Source organism: Microvirga lupini (genome assembly GCF_014191055.1).
Taxonomy (GTDB): Bacteria; Pseudomonadota; Alphaproteobacteria; order Rhizobiales; family Beijerinckiaceae; genus Microvirga; species Microvirga lupini_A.
Genome location: NZ_JACHWB010000001.1, coordinates 240,309 through 254,631 on the forward strand (window position 1 = coordinate 240,309; position 14,323 = coordinate 254,631).

General features: G+C 64.2%; 14 protein-coding genes. 9 read left to right on the plus strand and 5 right to left on the minus strand.

The window, feature by feature from the left end; translation table 11 throughout:
• Window positions 1-135 precede the first annotated feature (135 nt).
• The 4 genes from ispG to FHR70_RS01125 all read right to left on the minus strand — a co-directional run bounded on the left by ispG (window position 136) and on the right by FHR70_RS01125 (window position 4,066).
• Window positions 136-1,422: a flavodoxin-dependent (E)-4-hydroxy-3-methylbut-2-enyl-diphosphate synthase gene (ispG, locus tag FHR70_RS01110; RefSeq protein ID WP_183446248.1), complete on the minus strand. Its 1,287-nt coding sequence runs from the start codon at window positions 1,420-1,422 to the stop codon at window positions 136-138.
• Window positions 1,423-1,586: 164 nt separating this feature from the next.
• Window positions 1,587-2,090 carry a Fur family transcriptional regulator gene (locus FHR70_RS01115; protein WP_183446250.1) on the minus strand — a complete coding sequence of 168 codons (504 nt, stop codon included), beginning with the start codon at window positions 2,088-2,090 and terminating at the stop codon, window positions 1,587-1,589.
• Between the two features lie 162 nt (window positions 2,091-2,252).
• Window positions 2,253-2,903 carry a class I SAM-dependent methyltransferase gene (locus tag FHR70_RS01120; protein WP_183446252.1) on the minus strand — a complete coding sequence of 217 codons (651 nt, stop codon included), beginning with the start codon at window positions 2,901-2,903 and terminating at the stop codon, window positions 2,253-2,255.
• Complete coding sequence (locus FHR70_RS01125; RefSeq protein WP_246407776.1) at window positions 2,900-4,066, minus strand: glycosyltransferase family 4 protein; 1,167 nt, start codon at window positions 4,064-4,066, stop codon at window positions 2,900-2,902. Before FHR70_RS01125 ends, FHR70_RS01120 begins: the two co-directional genes overlap by 4 nt.
• A 110-nt stretch (window positions 4,067-4,176) precedes the next feature.
• Here FHR70_RS01125 and FHR70_RS01130 point away from each other — a divergent pair, with 110 nt between their 5' ends.
• From FHR70_RS01130 to FHR70_RS01160, 7 genes are all read left to right on the plus strand, one after another.
• Window positions 4,177-4,494 carry a SemiSWEET family sugar transporter gene (locus FHR70_RS01130; RefSeq protein ID WP_183446254.1) on the plus strand — a complete coding sequence of 106 codons (318 nt, stop codon included), beginning with the start codon at window positions 4,177-4,179 and terminating at the stop codon, window positions 4,492-4,494.
• Between the two features lie 27 nt (window positions 4,495-4,521).
• The gene (locus tag FHR70_RS01135; RefSeq protein WP_183446256.1) at window positions 4,522-5,694 is read left to right on the plus strand and encodes a DNA topoisomerase IB; all 1,173 of its coding nucleotides are present in this window, start codon (window positions 4,522-4,524) and stop codon (window positions 5,692-5,694) included.
• Between the two features lie 135 nt (window positions 5,695-5,829).
• The gene (locus FHR70_RS01140; protein WP_183446258.1) at window positions 5,830-6,177 is read left to right on the plus strand and encodes a hypothetical protein; all 348 of its coding nucleotides are present in this window, start codon (window positions 5,830-5,832) and stop codon (window positions 6,175-6,177) included.
• Window positions 6,178-6,252: 75 nt separating this feature from the next.
• Window positions 6,253-7,140, plus strand: coding sequence for an MBL fold metallo-hydrolase (locus FHR70_RS01145; protein WP_183446260.1), 888 nt, complete (start codon window positions 6,253-6,255; stop codon window positions 7,138-7,140).
• A gap of 64 nt (window positions 7,141-7,204) precedes the next feature.
• A complete protein-coding gene (locus tag FHR70_RS01150; RefSeq protein ID WP_183446262.1) occupies window positions 7,205-8,641 on the plus strand; it encodes a cytochrome ubiquinol oxidase subunit I in 1,437 nt (478 codons plus the stop codon).
• An 11-nt stretch (window positions 8,642-8,652) separates the two neighbouring features.
• Window positions 8,653-9,702 (plus strand): cytochrome d ubiquinol oxidase subunit II, encoded by a 1,050-nt coding sequence (cydB, locus tag FHR70_RS01155; protein WP_183446264.1) that lies wholly within the window; start codon window positions 8,653-8,655, stop codon window positions 9,700-9,702.
• Window positions 9,702-9,842 carry a hypothetical protein gene (locus tag FHR70_RS01160; protein ID WP_183446265.1) on the plus strand — a complete coding sequence of 47 codons (141 nt, stop codon included), beginning with the start codon at window positions 9,702-9,704 and terminating at the stop codon, window positions 9,840-9,842. Before cydB ends, FHR70_RS01160 begins: the two co-directional genes overlap by 1 nt.
• Here the strand turns inward: FHR70_RS01160 and FHR70_RS01165 are convergent.
• A complete protein-coding gene (locus FHR70_RS01165; protein WP_183446268.1) occupies window positions 9,833-10,705 on the minus strand; it encodes a hypothetical protein in 873 nt (290 codons plus the stop codon). The genes FHR70_RS01160 and FHR70_RS01165 overlap by 10 nt on opposite strands.
• Before the next feature lie 405 nt (window positions 10,706-11,110).
• Between FHR70_RS01165 and FHR70_RS01170 the strand changes: the two genes are divergently transcribed.
• Window positions 11,111-12,880 (plus strand): type I secretion system permease/ATPase, encoded by a 1,770-nt coding sequence (locus FHR70_RS01170; protein WP_183446270.1) that lies wholly within the window; start codon window positions 11,111-11,113, stop codon window positions 12,878-12,880.
• The gene (locus tag FHR70_RS01175) at window positions 12,881-14,206 is read left to right on the plus strand and encodes an HlyD family type I secretion periplasmic adaptor subunit (RefSeq protein ID WP_183446272.1); all 1,326 of its coding nucleotides are present in this window, start codon (window positions 12,881-12,883) and stop codon (window positions 14,204-14,206) included.
• Window positions 14,207-14,323: the final 117 nt, after the last annotated feature.

The following is a 14,323-nucleotide window of genomic DNA, read 5'->3' on the forward strand; positions in this document are numbered from 1 at the left end:
CCCTGCAAACGACGAAGGGCGGCCCCTTCTTAAAGAACGCAGCGGCCGTCATTGCCGGCGCGGCGGCTCTCTAGCACATCGCGCTTTAGCTTAAAACGGAATTTCGCCTGGGGTTCCATGGCTACGGTTGCCGCTTCATTCGGCGGCATCGCGACCGGGCTGTCCGTAATTCCTGTCGATGTAGTCGAGCACGATCTTCTGGAAGTCCTGGGCAAGGGTCGGGCCGCGCAGGGTCATGGCCTTCTTCCCGTCGATGAAGACGGGGGCCGCCGGCTGTTCGCCGGTGCCGGGGAGCGAGATGCCGATATTGGCGTGCTTCGACTCGCCGGGCCCGTTCACGATGCATCCCATCACGGCCACATTCAGGTTCTCGACGCCCGGATGGGTGCGACGCCATTCCGGCATGGAGGTGGAAATCCAGGTCTGGATGTCCCGGGCCAGCTCCTGGAAAACGGACGAAGTGGTGCGTCCGCATCCCGGGCAGGCGGCGACCAGGGGCACGAAGGTGCGGAACCCCATGGTTTGGAGCAGTTCCTGGGCGGTCTTCACCTCCAGGGTCCGGTCCCCGCCGGGCTCGGGCGTCAGGGAGAAGCGGATCGTGTCGCCGATGCCCTGCTGGAGCAGGATGCCGATGGCGGCCGACGAGGCCACGATGCCCTTCGAGCCCATGCCGGCCTCGGTCAGGCCGAGATGGATGGCATAGTCGGAGCGGCGGGCAAGGTCCTGATAGACTGCGATCAGGTCCTGCACGGCCGAAACCTTGGCCGAGAGGATGATCCGATCTTTCCCAAGGCCGATCTCCTCCGCGCGGGCGGCGGAGAGCAGGGCCGACTGGATCATCGCCTCGCGGGTGACCCAGCGCATGTCGCGCGGGTTGGCCGAAGCTGCGTTCTCGTTCATGAGGTGCGTGAGCAGCTCCTGATCGAGGGAACCCCAATTGGCGCCGATGCGCACGGCCTTGCCGTGCCGGATCGCCTGCTCGACGATGGCCCCGAACTGCCGGTCCTTCTTCTCCTTGAAGCCCACATTGCCGGGATTGATGCGGTACTTGGCCAAAGCCTCGGCACAGGCCGGATGGTCGGCGAGCAGCTGGTGGCCGATATAGTGGAAGTCGCCCACGAGGGGCACGTCCACGCCGAGCCGGTCGAGCCGCTCGCGGATCTTCGGCACGGCGGTAGCCGCCTCGTCGCGATCCACCGTGATGCGCACGATCTCCGAGCCCGCCCGGGCGAGCGCCGCCACCTGGGCCACAGTGGCGTCCACATCCGCCGTGTCCGTGTTGGTCATCGATTGGACCACGATCGGAGCGCCGCCGCCGACCATCACGGAGCCCACGCGCACGCCCACCGTGCGGTGACGCAGGGCAGGCCCCGCCAGGCTCTCGGAGGCGGTATCGGTCTTAGGAGACGAGATGAAGGACATGTGCAACCCACGACGGCAGCTCCGGGCTGCCGTCGTTTAGCTGATGCCAAAAGCCCCCTTCGTCAAGCGCGGCTTAGAGCATCGGGCTCAAAACCGGACTTGCACTTCTGAGGCTGCGCCGGTGCTCCTTGCAGGAATGCGCCAGTGGAGCGAAGACTCACGGATTAGTGAACATCCTGGCAATGCGGGCACCGCCCGGTGATCTCCAGAGCCCGGGACAAGGGTTGATAGCCCTGGTTCGCCAGCACCTTGTGGACAGTCTCCGCCACGTCGGGGCAGGTGATCTCGGTTGCCTCGCCGCAGGCCTCGCAGATCAGGAAGGCCGGAGTTCCGCGGCTGCCCGTGCTGGCGATATAGGCGTTCCGGCTCGCCAAGCGATGGGCCAGCCCCTGCTCGATGAGGAAGTCGAGGGCGCGGTAGACCGTGATGGGAGCCATCCGCCGTCCCTGCGATGCAAGGACATCGGCAAGATCGTAGGCACCGAGCGGCTTGGCAGCGCCAAGAAGCACCTCGAGCACGCGCCGGCGGATCGGCGTCAGCCGTACGCCCCTGGTGCGACACAGGGTTTCCGTCTCCGCCAGAGTGTTTCTGGTGCCGGAATCCAAAGAAGCCTGGATGCGAGCATTGTCGCTGGGAAGCTGGTGCTGCAGAGATGGAGCGTGGACCATCGGGATCCCTCTTCGAGACGGCTGAAGGTTGAAAGCGATGCGGCGCCACACCTGCAAATCAGGCGTATCCACCTCGTTCATATAGGTTATAACACTACCTGTTTCGAGAGGTAAACAATAAAATTACACCTTCACGACGAAAGGCTTGCTGCGCTCGTCGGTTCACACCCGCCGGAAGCGCCAGACGCTCGACTTCTTGATATCGGAATCCTCAAGCATGCGGGTGACCGGCACCTCGTAGACGGCCAGGTTCTCGAGCTGGTCCTTCGGCAGATAGCTGCGCCCCGGGTCACCGATCAGAACCGTGGCTCCCCGATTGCTCAAGGCAAACAGCCACTCGGTCACGCGGGCGGCGAGATCCTGCTCGTAGCAGATGTCGCCGGCGAGAACCGTGTCCCAGCCCTCATCCTGCCCGACGATATCGGCCGCCAGAGGGGTGACGGCAACGCCATTGGCCTTCGCATTCACACCAATGGCAGCGATGGCGAAGGGGTCGATGTCGCAGGCGGTCACCTCGGCGGCCCCTGCCTTCATGGCCGCGATGGCCACAAGCCCTGACCCGGAGGCGAAATCCAGCACGCGCTGGCCACGCACCGTCTCGGGATGGTCCAGGATGTAGCGCGCCAGCGCCTGCCCGCCGGCCCAGGCGAAGGCCCAGAACGGGGGAGGGAGGCCGATTTCTCCGAGCTCCTCCTCGGTCTTCTGCCACAGCTCCGTGGCCTCGTCCGCCACGTGCAGCCTGATTTCCGGCGCATGGGGCACCGGGCGGAACCGGGTCTCGGCGAGGATGAAGGCGGTTGCGTCGGTGATCATGAGGCCAGCAGCGAGCGATAAAGCTCTTTGACGCTGTTCATCACGTCCCGTTCCGTGAAGCCGTCGAGAACGCGGGTGCGGGCGGCCTCACCCATGCGGGCGACGCGATCCGGCTGGCCGGAGAGGGTCAGGAGGGCCTCGGACAAGGCCGCGGGGTCGCCGGGCGGCACGAGCAGCCCTTCGACACCGTCCCGCACAAGGGTTCGGCAGCCGGGCACATCCGTGGTGACGATGGCGCGGCCGCACGCCGCCGCTTCCAGCAGTGTGCGCGGCAGCCCCTCGCCGCCGCGGGAGGGCAGGCAGGCGACGTGACGGTCCCGCCAGACGCCCGCGATATCCCGCGTCGCCCCATGCCAGGTGATGCCGGGCTCCGCGCTCCAGGCCTTCAAGGCCTCCTCAGGAATCGCCTTCGGGTTCGACGGATCGGGAGCGCCGTAGAGGGAGAGCTCGATGGGCGAACCCTTCGCCCGCGCCATCCGGACTGCCTCCACGGCCACGTCGATGCCCTTGGACCAGAGCATGCGGGCGACGACCGCAACCCTGAGCGGGGGCTGAAATGGCAAAGGCTCGGGCTTCAGGATGTCAGGATCGACCCCGGCGCCGCCGAGAATGGTCACACGGGGGTCCATTGGATCGAGGCCGAGGAGCTTTGGATCGTCCGTGTTCTCGAAAACGTAATGGGTCCGGCTTGTCTGGAGGCTGCGCATCAGCAGGCGGATCGCCCGCTGCGACAGGCGCCCGACCGTGTCGGACCGGGCGCCGAGAAAGCCCAGGCCCGTGAGGGCATAGACCCGTCGCCCGACACCGGCCAGGGTGGCGGCGAAGCCGCCGAGCAGGATGCCCTTGAGCGCGATGCAGTGGACGAGATCCGCCTTCTCGGCCTTGAGAATGGCCGCCAGCTGGCCGGAGGCATCGCCCATGGTGATGGGGTTGAGGCTGCCGCGCTCGATGTCGAGGGGCACGACCTTCGCGCCTAAAGCTTCGATCACCTCCCGGTGCGCCCGCACCCGCGTGACCACCGTCACCGCGAGGCCCAGCTCGCGGGCGGCCTTGACCATGGGCAGGAAGTGGGAGGCGAAGAACCAGTCCTCGGTGACGACGAAGACGAGCTTGCGACCGAGGGTCTTGGAATCTTGGGTTTCTGGAGAGGGATTTGAGAGCAAAGGACGATCCGGGTGAGGCAAGGCGCCCTTGTAACCTCTCCACGCGGAGAAAGGGAACTCCCCTTGGGCGATGGCCGTTGCCGGTGTCTTGATGGATGGGAGCGTCACAAATGGAGGGCTGGCTGCCAACGATCCTGGCAACCATTGCAGGAATCCTTTCAACCTCCAGCTTCGTGCCTCAGGTGCTGAAAGCGTGGCGGGAGCGCGATACGAGGGCAATCTCGAAGCACATGTACATGGTCACCGTCACGGCCTTCGTCCTGTGGACGATCTATGGGTTCATGATCGGCAGTTGGCCCATCATGATCTTCAACCTCCTCAGTCTTGGACTAAGCGCCACCATTCTCATCCTGAAGATCCGCAACGACCGAAGCGGGACCCGCGCGTCAGGAGCACGCAGGGAACCCGAGGCAGCGCGGGCCGGTTGACGTTCTGCTCTTTAGACAAGGCGCCCCATGCTGCTGGAACCCAACGCCACCACCGAGAACATCGTCGATCCGCGGGATGCCGCTGAAACGGCAGGCCTCCTTTACGTCTCGGACGAGGAGCCGGGCATCCGGCGGAAGAAATCCGGCAAGGGTTTCACTTATCTCAAGCCCGACGGCGCGAAGGTCGCCGACAAGGCTACGCTGGAGCGCATCAAATCGCTGGCCATTCCGCCCGCCTACACGGATGTGTGGATCTGCGCCAAGGCCAACGGCCATATCCAGGCGACCGGCCGCGACGCCAAGGGACGCAAGCAGTACCGCTACCACACGGCGTTCCGCGAGGTCCGCGAGAGCACGAAATACGAGCACATGCTCGAATTCGCCCAAGGCCTTCCAGCGATCCGCAAGACCATCGACGAGCATATGAGCCTGCGCGGGCTTCCGCGCGAGAAGGTGCTGGCCACCGTGGTGCATCTGCTTGAAAACACCCTCATCCGTGTCGGCAATGCCGATTACGTGAAGCAGAACAAGAGCTATGGCCTCACGACGCTGCGCGACCCGCATGTAAAGGTAGAAGGAACGGAACTGCGCTTCCAGTTCAAGGGAAAGAGCGGCAAGACCTGGAAGCTGCAGGTGAAGGACCGGCGCATCGCCAGGATCGTGAAGGCCTGCCAGGATCTTCCCGGACAGGACCTGTTCCAGTATATCGACGAGAACGGCGAGCAGCAATCGGTCACCTCGGCCGACGTGAACGCCTATCTCAAGGAGATCACCGGCCGCGACATCACCGCCAAGGACTTCCGCACCTGGGCCGGCACCGTGCTGGCGGCGCTCGCGCTGGCGGAGTTCGAGGAATTCGACAGCGAGGCCAAGGCGAAGAAGAACATCCGGGCGGCCATCGAGAAGGTTTCCGGGCGGCTCGGCAACACGCCCAGCATCTGCCGCAAGTGCTACGTGCACCCTGAAGTGTTCTCTTCCTACATGGATGGCGAGCTTCTGCTTGAGATCAAGCAGGAGATCGAAACGGAGTTGCGCGAGGATCTGCCATCCCTCAAGCCCGAAGAAGCCGCCGTTCTCACCCTGCTGCAGGAGCGTCTGTCCCGCGAGGTGAAGAAGCAGGAAGAGAAAGAGCCTGTGAAGCAGCGCCGCTCTTCGCCGCGTAAGACGCAGAGCAAAGTCCAAGCCGAGATGCGGGCCTGAGATCTCACTGTCATCCCGGATCGGCTTCGCTCGTCCGGGATGACCGCTGACTTGCAGGCTCATGTCACTCAAGGCGGCTTGACCCACTGCGCCTCCCATGGTCCATCGCGCCCACACCAATCGGAATGGGGTGAGATGAGACGCTTGCTGAAATCGACAGCCGCCCTTGCGGCATTGCCGGCCATCACCATTGCCGGCATTTCACACCCTGCTGCTCAGAATACCCCGGCAAAATCCTGGCCCGAGGTGAAGTGCGAGCGCTATGGAAAAGCCTGGGCGGACGCGCTCGCGCGACGGGGCAGGCAGGGCCTGAGCCCGGAATTCATCGAACGCCACGAGGCTTTCCTCGCGTCCGGCTGCACGGCACGGGCCGATGTCTGCCCCCGGTCCTCCGAGGAACTCGACATAGCCAACATCATGGTGGTCGCAGCCATGAATGCCGGCACGGCCAGCACCTTCCCGCCCTTCGCCTGCCGCAAGTGAGCGACACGAAGCGTCTCGAACATTTCCCTCAGCACCCGCGTTAGGCTTTCGCTCCATCCGTTCAGCGAGGCTCCCATGCGCATCCATCACCTCAATTGCGGCTGCATGTGTCCGGTAGGGGGACGAATCTGGGATGGGGTGAGCCGCGGGCTGACAGGCCATCTGGTCTGCCATTGCCAGCTGATCGAGACCGATCGCGACGGGCTCGTGCTGGTCGATACGGGCATCGGCGCCCGCGATGTGGATGATCCCTACGAGCGCCTGAGCCCGCTCTTCGTGCATGTGAACAGGATCCAGCTGGAGCACCGCTATACGGCCCTCGAACAGGTGAAGAGCCTCGGCTTCTCCCCGCGCGACGTGCGCCACATCGTGCTGACGCATCTCGACTTCGATCATGCGGGAGGATTGGAAGACTTCCCGGACGCGACGGTTCACATCCTGCGCGCCGAACTGGAAGAGGCCGAGGTGCGTCAGGGCTTCATTCATCGCCGCCGCTACCGTCCCGAGCAGTGGGATGGCGTTCGGGACTGGCGCTTCTACGATCCGACCGGCGAACGATGGTTCGGCTTCGGCTCCGTGCGCGACCTCGACGGCCTGCCCCCGGAGATCCTGATGATCCCCCTGCCGGGTCATACGATGGGGCACGCGGGCATCGCCATCGACACGCCGGAGGGCTGGCTGCTCAATGCGGGCGACGCATATTTCCACCGTCATGAGATGGATGAGGATCCGTCCTGCACGCCGGGGCTTCTCGCCTATCAGAAGCTGATGGAGGAGAATCGGCCGCTGCGCCTCCACAACCAGGAGCGCCTGCGGGAGCTGGCAAACGACTCCCGCAGCCATGTCAGGATCTTCTGCAGTCATGACCCGGTCGAACTGGAGGCCCTGCAGCGTCTGAGCACCGGATGGCGTCCGCTTCACTCTGAGCCCATGTCAGGAATGCAGGCCTACTCGCCCGCCTAACCCCTGGTCGCCGCCTGTCGCCGCCCTAAAAGCAGGCAGGTACGTCGACAAGGGGAAAGCGGATATGGAATTCGATGCCCTGCTGCTCTCGCGCATCCAGTTCGCGTTCACAATTGCCTTCCATATCATCTTTCCGGCCTTCACCATCGGTCTTGCCAGCTGGCTTGCGGCGCTGGAATTCAACTGGCTGCGCACGGGAAATCCGCTCTACCGCACTCTCTTCCGTTTCTGGGTAAAGGTTTTCGCCGTTTCCTTCGGTCTCGGCGTCGTGTCCGGCATCGTCATGAGCTACCAGTTCGGCACGAACTGGTCGCGGTTCTCCGAGTTCACCGGCAACGTGCTCGGGCCCGTGATCGCCTACGAGGTCATCACGGCGTTCTTTCTGGAGGCGGCCTTTCTCGGCATCATGCTTTTCGGCTGGGAGCGCGTCGGCGACCGCCTGCACTTCTTCGCCACCTGCATGGTGGCCTTAGGCACGCTCATTTCCGCTTTCTGGATTCTCTCCGCCAATTCCTGGATGCAGACGCCCGACGGCTTTGCCATCGAGAACGGCAAGGCGGTTCCGGTCGACTGGTTCAAGGTCGTCTTCAATCCGTCCTTCCCCCTGCGCTATGCGCATATGGTCCTGGGTTGCTACCTGACGACCGCCTTCGCGGTCGCCGGCATGTCGGCCTGGATGCTGCTGCGCCATCCACACGATGCGCCGGAGGCGAAGCTCGCCGGCTCACGGCGATCAATGTCCATGGCGCTATGGTTCGCCACCATCTTCGTGCCGGTCCAGATCCTTATCGGCGATCTTCATGGTCTCGGCGTGTTGAAATATCAGCCGACGAAGCTTGCGGCCATCGAGGGCAACTGGGATCGCATGTCCAACATGCCGCTGCGTCTCTTCGCAATTCCGGACGAAGTGGCGGAGACGAACCATTACGAGATCGGCATTCCGAAGATCGGCAGCTGGGTTCTCACTCACGCCTTCGACGGCGAAGTGCCGGGTCTCAAGGAAGTGCCGCCCGAGGATCGCCCGCCGGTCTGGCCCGTCTTCTTCTCGTTCCGCATCATGGTGGCCATCGGCTTCGCGATGCTGGGGATAGGTCTCTGGAGCCTTTACCTGCGCTGGAAGGGCACCCTGTTCACCAACAGAACCTTTCTCACCGCAGCCATGATCATGACGCCCTCGGGCTTCGGCGCGGTGCTCTTCGGCTGGTTCACCGCCGAGATCGGCCGGCAGCCCTGGGTGGTTTACGGACACCTGCGCACGGCGGACGCGGTCTCGCCCGTTTCGGCAGGCGCCGTCACCGCATCGCTTCTCACCTTCGTCGTCGTCTATGCCTTCGTGTTCGGCTTCGGCTCCTATTATCTCGCCAAGCTCCTGCGGCGCGGCCCCGATCCGATCGAGGACATTCGTGGCGATGATCTCGGCAAGAAGCCGAAGCGCCCGTTCTCCGTGCCGGACGAAGGCCTCGAAGGACGACCCGGCCACAAAGCCTTGCCCGTGCGATAGGAGACGGCACCATGTTCGGCTTCGGAACGGAATATGAAGGACTGGCCTTCTGGCTGCCGCTGATCTGGTCGGGCCTCATCGCCGTTGCGGTGGCCATGTACGTGATCGTCGACGGCTTCGATCTCGGCGTCGGCATCCTGTTCAAGGCCGCGCACAACGAGAACTGGCGCGACCGCATGATGTTTTCGGTCGCGCCCATCTGGGACGGCAACGAGACCTGGCTCATCCTCGGCGGCGGCGGGCTCTTCGCCGTGTTCCACGTGGCCTATGCGGTTCTCATGCCGGCGCTCTACGTGCCGATCATTCTCATGCTCATCGCGCTGATCTTCCGCGGGGTGGCGTTCGAGTTCCGCTTCAAGGCGGAGCGTTCGAAATTCCTGTGGGACAACGCCTTCTTCTTCGGCTCCCTGCTCGCGACCTTCTTCCAGGGCATGGTGCTCGGCGCCTTCGTGCAGGGCTTTGCCAATGATGGCCGTCAGTTCACCGGCGGCACCTTCGACTTCCTCACACCCTTCAGCGTGCTCACCGGCATCAGCCTGATCGTCGGCTATGCCCTGCTGGGCGCGACTTGGTGCGTGATGAAGACCACGGGTGAGCTGGAGATCTGGGCGCGGCGCATGGCGGTGCGCTTCCTTTTGCTCACCATCGTGGCCATGGCGGCGGTGTCGGTGTGGGTGCCGTTCCTCGGCCGCGCAATCGAGACGCGCTGGTTCACCTGGCCCAACATCGCCTTCCTGGCGCCGATCCCGCTGGTCACGGCCTATGTGGCCTACAGGCTCTTCCGCGACCTGGAGGAGGGGCGCCATTACCGCCCGTTTTTCCTAGCGATCGGCCTGTTCCTGCTCGGCTATCTGGGGTTGGGCGTCAGCCTCTTTCCCTACAACGTGCCGCCGAACCTCACGATCTGGGATACGTCCAACACGGTCAGCTCGCAGCTCTTCGCCCTGGTGGGCTTTGCCATCGTGCTGCCGATCACCTTCGCCTACACGGCCTATGCCTATTGGGTCTTCCGCGGCAAGGTGGCGGAGGAGATCTCGGGCGGCGGTTACGGGTATCACTGATGCGGAGCGATCCGCATCGGGCTGAAGAGCGGCGCGGGAAGCGCCTGCTCTGGTTCGTCCTTCTCTACGTGGCGAGCCTCGCGATCTTCGCGGGGCTCGTCTACGGCCTGCGGGGCGTGGTGGCTGAGGTTTACCGATAGGTGCCGATGAAGCCCTTGTCGGTCAGCACGACCCAGCGCGTGCCGCGGCGCTCGATCGCCTCGACCTTGCCGACGCCGGGAAGGATGCCGCCCGGCATGACCTCGTACAGGCGGCGGTTGCGGCTCTCGACGAGAGCCGCGCCATTGTAGACCTCGCGCAGCACCCAGCCGTCCACCGGCTCGCTCTTCGCCGGCTTCGGCGCGGGCGCGTCCTCGCGGGCTGCAGCCTCGGTGACCGGCGCAGCCGCAGGAGTTGCCGCCGCGGCAGCGGCAGCGGGAGCCGGAGCGGCTGGCTTCGTGTTCAGGGCCGCCAGAGTCGTCATGATCTGGCTTTCCATCTTGTCCAGCCGTCCCTCAAGCGAGGAGAGTTTCTTGGCAGGCTCCTGAAGGCTGATCGTCAGCCGGTCGACCTTGTCGGTGAGCGTCGCCTGTTCCGACTTCGCGGCCGTGGACGCGGTGTGCTCGATCTCCCTGAAGGCCATGGCCGTGTTCCTGAGAGTTTCGAGGTCGCTGCTCAGGCGGGCCAGGATCTCCTGGCTGCGGGCAGTCTCTGCTTCCAGCTTCTCGATGGCCTCGCGGTTGGCGAGCGTGCCCATGTAGGAGGCGGACCAGCCGGCGCCGACCAGCAGAAGGGCGATGGCTGCCTGTGCGGCGAACCGGGAGGGCGCGGACCAGCGGCTGACGCCATCGGCCGCCTTCGCCTCGGAGGCCGGAAGCGCAGGCTTGGCGCTCTCACGGGCACTCCTGACGGCTTCGGCCAGGGCAGCGCTTGCCACGGAATCGATCTGAACGGCGCCATTGGACGACAGGCCGGTCTCTGCCTTGGCTTGGCTGCGATCCTGAAGACGTCTTTTGCTGTCCATAATGCGACCTCATTTGCAGGTCACAGACGATTAACCATGAATGTTTACCAAAGCGTTATGGTTGAGGTTATTGGCTGCATCGCAACCCTCTCCGAATAAAGAGGGGAGGTAACTTTGCGCACATTGATGAAGATCTATTAAGAACTTTTTATTGACATAGTTACATATAATAGGGTTACAACAGGTGGCGTAACGGAAAGCGACACCTTAGGGGCACTTCAATACCCATAAGAGTACTGCCAACATGGGCCCTCAGGCCTAACTATGAAGAGATACTCTTGTGGGGCCAAAACCCCGATATGGCAGCCATCGCCAAATGGCCACAGCTATGCTAGGTAATAACCTTGCGTAGCAGCACTGCAATCAAGCTGGCGCCGGGAACACCTGCGCTGATGGAAAGACAACATGAAGCAGGCATCGAGAAATCGGGAAGAGAGCACAGAGGTCCAGGACGCTCTGAAGTCCTGCCTTCCCTCATTCACGGGAGTTGCCGTCTTTTCGGCGGTGGTCAACCTTCTGGCTCTGACGGGCTCCATCTACATGCTCCAGGTCTATGACCGGGTGCTGTCGAGCCGAAGCATTCCCACTCTGATCGGTCTTTCGCTGATCACCCTTGCCGCTTATGCCCTGTCGGGCAGTCTCGACATGATCCGCGGCCGGATGCTGGCGCGCATCGGTGCCCGCTTCGACGAGCTGCTGTCGCACCGTGTCTTCGATCTCGTGGCCACGATGCCGCTCAAGGGCGCCAAGCAGGCCGAGAGCATGCAGCCGATCCGCGACCTCGACACGATCCGCGGCTTCCTCTCGAGCCTGGGTCCCACGGCCCTGTTCGACATGCCCTTCATGCCGATCTTCCTCATCGGCTGCTTCATGATCCACCCGGGCATCGGCGTCATGTCGGTGGTCGGCGGCGTGGTCATCATCATCCTGACCCTCTACACGGACGCCAAGAGCAAGGGCCCGTCCTATGAGGTGACCAAGAGCGGCGCCGAGCGTCACGCCATCGCGGAGACCAGCCGCCGCAACGCCGAGGCCATCCGCGCCAACGGCATGCTGGGCTTCCTGGCCAAGCGCTATGACGAGGTCCATGTCCGCCACGTCAACGACGGCCTGATGGCCAGCGAATCGTCTGCCGGCATCAGCGCCTTCGCCAAGGTGTTCCGCATGGTCCTGCAATCGGCCATTCTGGGTCTGGGCGCCTATTACGTGATCCAGGGGCAGATGTCGGGCGGTCTCATGATCGCAGGCTCGATCCTGATGTCCCGCGCTCTGGCCCCCATCGAAATCGCCGTGGCGCACTGGAAGGGCTTCACCGCCTCCCGCCAAGCCTATCGCCGCCTCCAGCACATCATGTCGATCGTCCCGGCCCAGGGCCAGCGCATGCCGCTGCCGGCCCCCAAGTCGAACCTCACGGTCGAGGAGGTCTATATCGGCGCTCCGGGAGCTTCGCTGCCGATTGTCCAGGCTGCCTCTCTCCAGCTTCAGGCCGGTCAGGGCCTCGGCCTCATCGGTCCCAGCGCGTCGGGCAAGTCGACGCTCGCCCGTGCCCTCGTGGGCGTGTGGCCGACCATGCGTGGCGAGATCCGCCTCGACGGCGCGGCCCTTGACCAGTGGGAGCCGGATCCGCTCGGCCGCAACATCGGCTACCTGCCGCAGGATGTGGAGCTGTTCGAAGGCACCATTGCCGAGAACATCGCCCGCTTCCAGCCGGACGCGAAGCCGGACGACGTCATCGCCGCGGCCCAGACGGCGGGTGCGCACGAGCTCGTCCTCAACCTGCCCGACGGCTACGACACCCGCATCGGCGAAGGCGGAGCCTCCCTTTCGGGCGGTCAGCGCCAGCGCGTGGCGCTCGCCCGCGCCCTCTACGGCAACCCGTTCCTGGTCGTGCTCGATGAGCCGAATGCCAGCCTCGACGGCGCCGGCGACGAGGCCCTGAACCAAGCCATTCTGGCGGTGCGCAAGCGCGGCGGCATCGTGGTCGTCATCACGCACCGCCCGGCCGCCCTCGGACAGGTCGATCAGGTCGCCATCATGGAAGAGGGCCGGATCAAGGCCGTGGGTCCGCGGGACGAGGTCCTGCAATCCGTCATGAAACGCAATGCGGCGCCGGCTCCGGTGCGCCCGCAGCAGGCGCCGGCCGCCCAGGCTGCTAACCTGCGAGAGGTTGGTTAAATGTTGGTCATTCAAGCTCCTCAGAAGAAGCCGTCCACGCATCAGCGGATTCTGCGCCAGTCCACCATCGGCGGCATGGCCCTGATCGCCCTGTTCGGCGGCACGATCGGCCTGTGGGCGGCCACCTCGACTCTGTCCGGCGCGGTCGTCGCCGGCGGTCAGTTCGTGGTCGATACCAGCGTCAAGAAGATCCAGCATTCGACCGGCGGCATCGTCGGTGAGCTGAAGGTCAAGGAGGGCGACCGGGTCGCCGCGGGTGATCTCCTGGTCCGCCTCGACGAAACTGTGACCCGCGCCAATATGCAGGTCGTGTCGAAGCAGCTCGATGAGTATCTCGGCCGTCAGGCCCGCCTGGAGGCGGAGCGCGATGGTTCTGCCGAGATCCAGATGCCGGTCGAGTTCGCGAGCCGCCTCAACGACCCGGCCGTTCGGAAGATCATGTCGTCCGAGCAGACCCTGTTCACGGCGCGCCGCGCCTCGCGGGAGGCGCAGAAGGATCAGCTCAGGAAGCGTATCACCCAATCCCGGGACGAGATTGTGGGATTGAAGGCCCAGCAGCAGGCCAAGACCCGCGAGGCCGAGCTGATCGTGGACGAGTTGAAGGGCGTCCGTGACCTCTACCAGCGGAACTTGGTTCCGATCACGCGCCTCAATGCTCTCGAGCGCGATGCCGCGAGTATCGAGGGCCAGCGCGGCCAGCTCATCGCTGCCGTCGCCCAGGCTGAGAGCCGGATTGCCGAAACCGAGTTCCAGATCATCCAGATCGACGAGCAGATGCTCGCCGAGGCTGTTCAGGAACTACGCGAGATCCAGGGCAAGGTTGCGGAATATACGGAGCGTCGCGTGGCCGCCGAGGACCAGCTCAAGCGCATCGACATCCGGGCGCCCCAGGACGGCTATGTCCACCAGCTCAACGTCCACACCATCGGCGGCGTGATCTCGCCTGCCGAGCCGGTGATGAACATCGTTCCGGTGAACGACAAGCTCGAGCTCGAAGCCAAGGTTCTCCCCCACGAGATCGATCAGGTGAAGCTCGGCCAGAAGGCGACCGTGAAGGTCCATGCCGCCAACGCGCGCATGATTCCGGATCTGCACGGCTCGGTCAGCCGCATTTCGGCGGACGTGTCGCGGGATCAGCAGACCGGCACGACCTTCTACACCATCCGGGTCGAGCTTCCGCAGAACGAACTCAAGAAGCTCGAAAACCTGCACCTCATCGCCGGCATGCAGGCGGAGGTCTTCGTCGAGGTGAACCAGCGCACCCCGTTCGAATACTTCTTCAAGCCCATGCAGGAGCAGATCGCCCGCGCCTTCCGCGAGCACTGATCGTCCTGCTGTTACATCATGAGCCGCGGCCGGACCTGATGGGTCCGGCCGCGGTTTTTTGTTGGAAGTTCAGGCTGAAACCGCCCCAAGCTCGGCCCAAGTCTGGAAAGTTCCGCC

Excerpts from the sequence above, each read along its gene's own strand:
- ispG (WP_183446248.1), bottom strand. The coding sequence starts at position 1,422 with ATGTCCTTCATCTCGTCTCCTAAGACCGATACCGCCTCCGAGAGCCTG.
- FHR70_RS01115 (WP_183446250.1), bottom strand. The coding sequence starts at position 2,090 with ATGGTCCACGCTCCATCTCTGCAGCACCAGCTTCCCAGCGACAATGCT.
- FHR70_RS01120 (WP_183446252.1), bottom strand. The coding sequence starts at position 2,903 with ATGATCACCGACGCAACCGCCTTCATCCTCGCCGAGACCCGGTTCCGC.
- FHR70_RS01130 (WP_183446254.1), top strand. The coding sequence starts at position 4,177 with ATGGAGGGCTGGCTGCCAACGATCCTGGCAACCATTGCAGGAATCCTT.
- FHR70_RS01135 (WP_183446256.1), top strand. The coding sequence starts at position 4,522 with ATGCTGCTGGAACCCAACGCCACCACCGAGAACATCGTCGATCCGCGG.
- FHR70_RS01140 (WP_183446258.1), top strand. The coding sequence starts at position 5,830 with ATGAGACGCTTGCTGAAATCGACAGCCGCCCTTGCGGCATTGCCGGCC.
- FHR70_RS01145 (WP_183446260.1), top strand. The coding sequence starts at position 6,253 with ATGCGCATCCATCACCTCAATTGCGGCTGCATGTGTCCGGTAGGGGGA.
- FHR70_RS01150 (WP_183446262.1), top strand. The coding sequence starts at position 7,205 with ATGGAATTCGATGCCCTGCTGCTCTCGCGCATCCAGTTCGCGTTCACA.
- cydB (WP_183446264.1), top strand. The coding sequence starts at position 8,653 with ATGTTCGGCTTCGGAACGGAATATGAAGGACTGGCCTTCTGGCTGCCG.
- FHR70_RS01160 (WP_183446265.1), top strand. The coding sequence starts at position 9,702 with ATGCGGAGCGATCCGCATCGGGCTGAAGAGCGGCGCGGGAAGCGCCTG.
- FHR70_RS01165 (WP_183446268.1), bottom strand. The coding sequence starts at position 10,705 with ATGGACAGCAAAAGACGTCTTCAGGATCGCAGCCAAGCCAAGGCAGAG.
- FHR70_RS01170 (WP_183446270.1), top strand. The coding sequence starts at position 11,111 with ATGAAGCAGGCATCGAGAAATCGGGAAGAGAGCACAGAGGTCCAGGAC.
- FHR70_RS01175 (WP_183446272.1), top strand. The coding sequence starts at position 12,881 with ATGTTGGTCATTCAAGCTCCTCAGAAGAAGCCGTCCACGCATCAGCGG.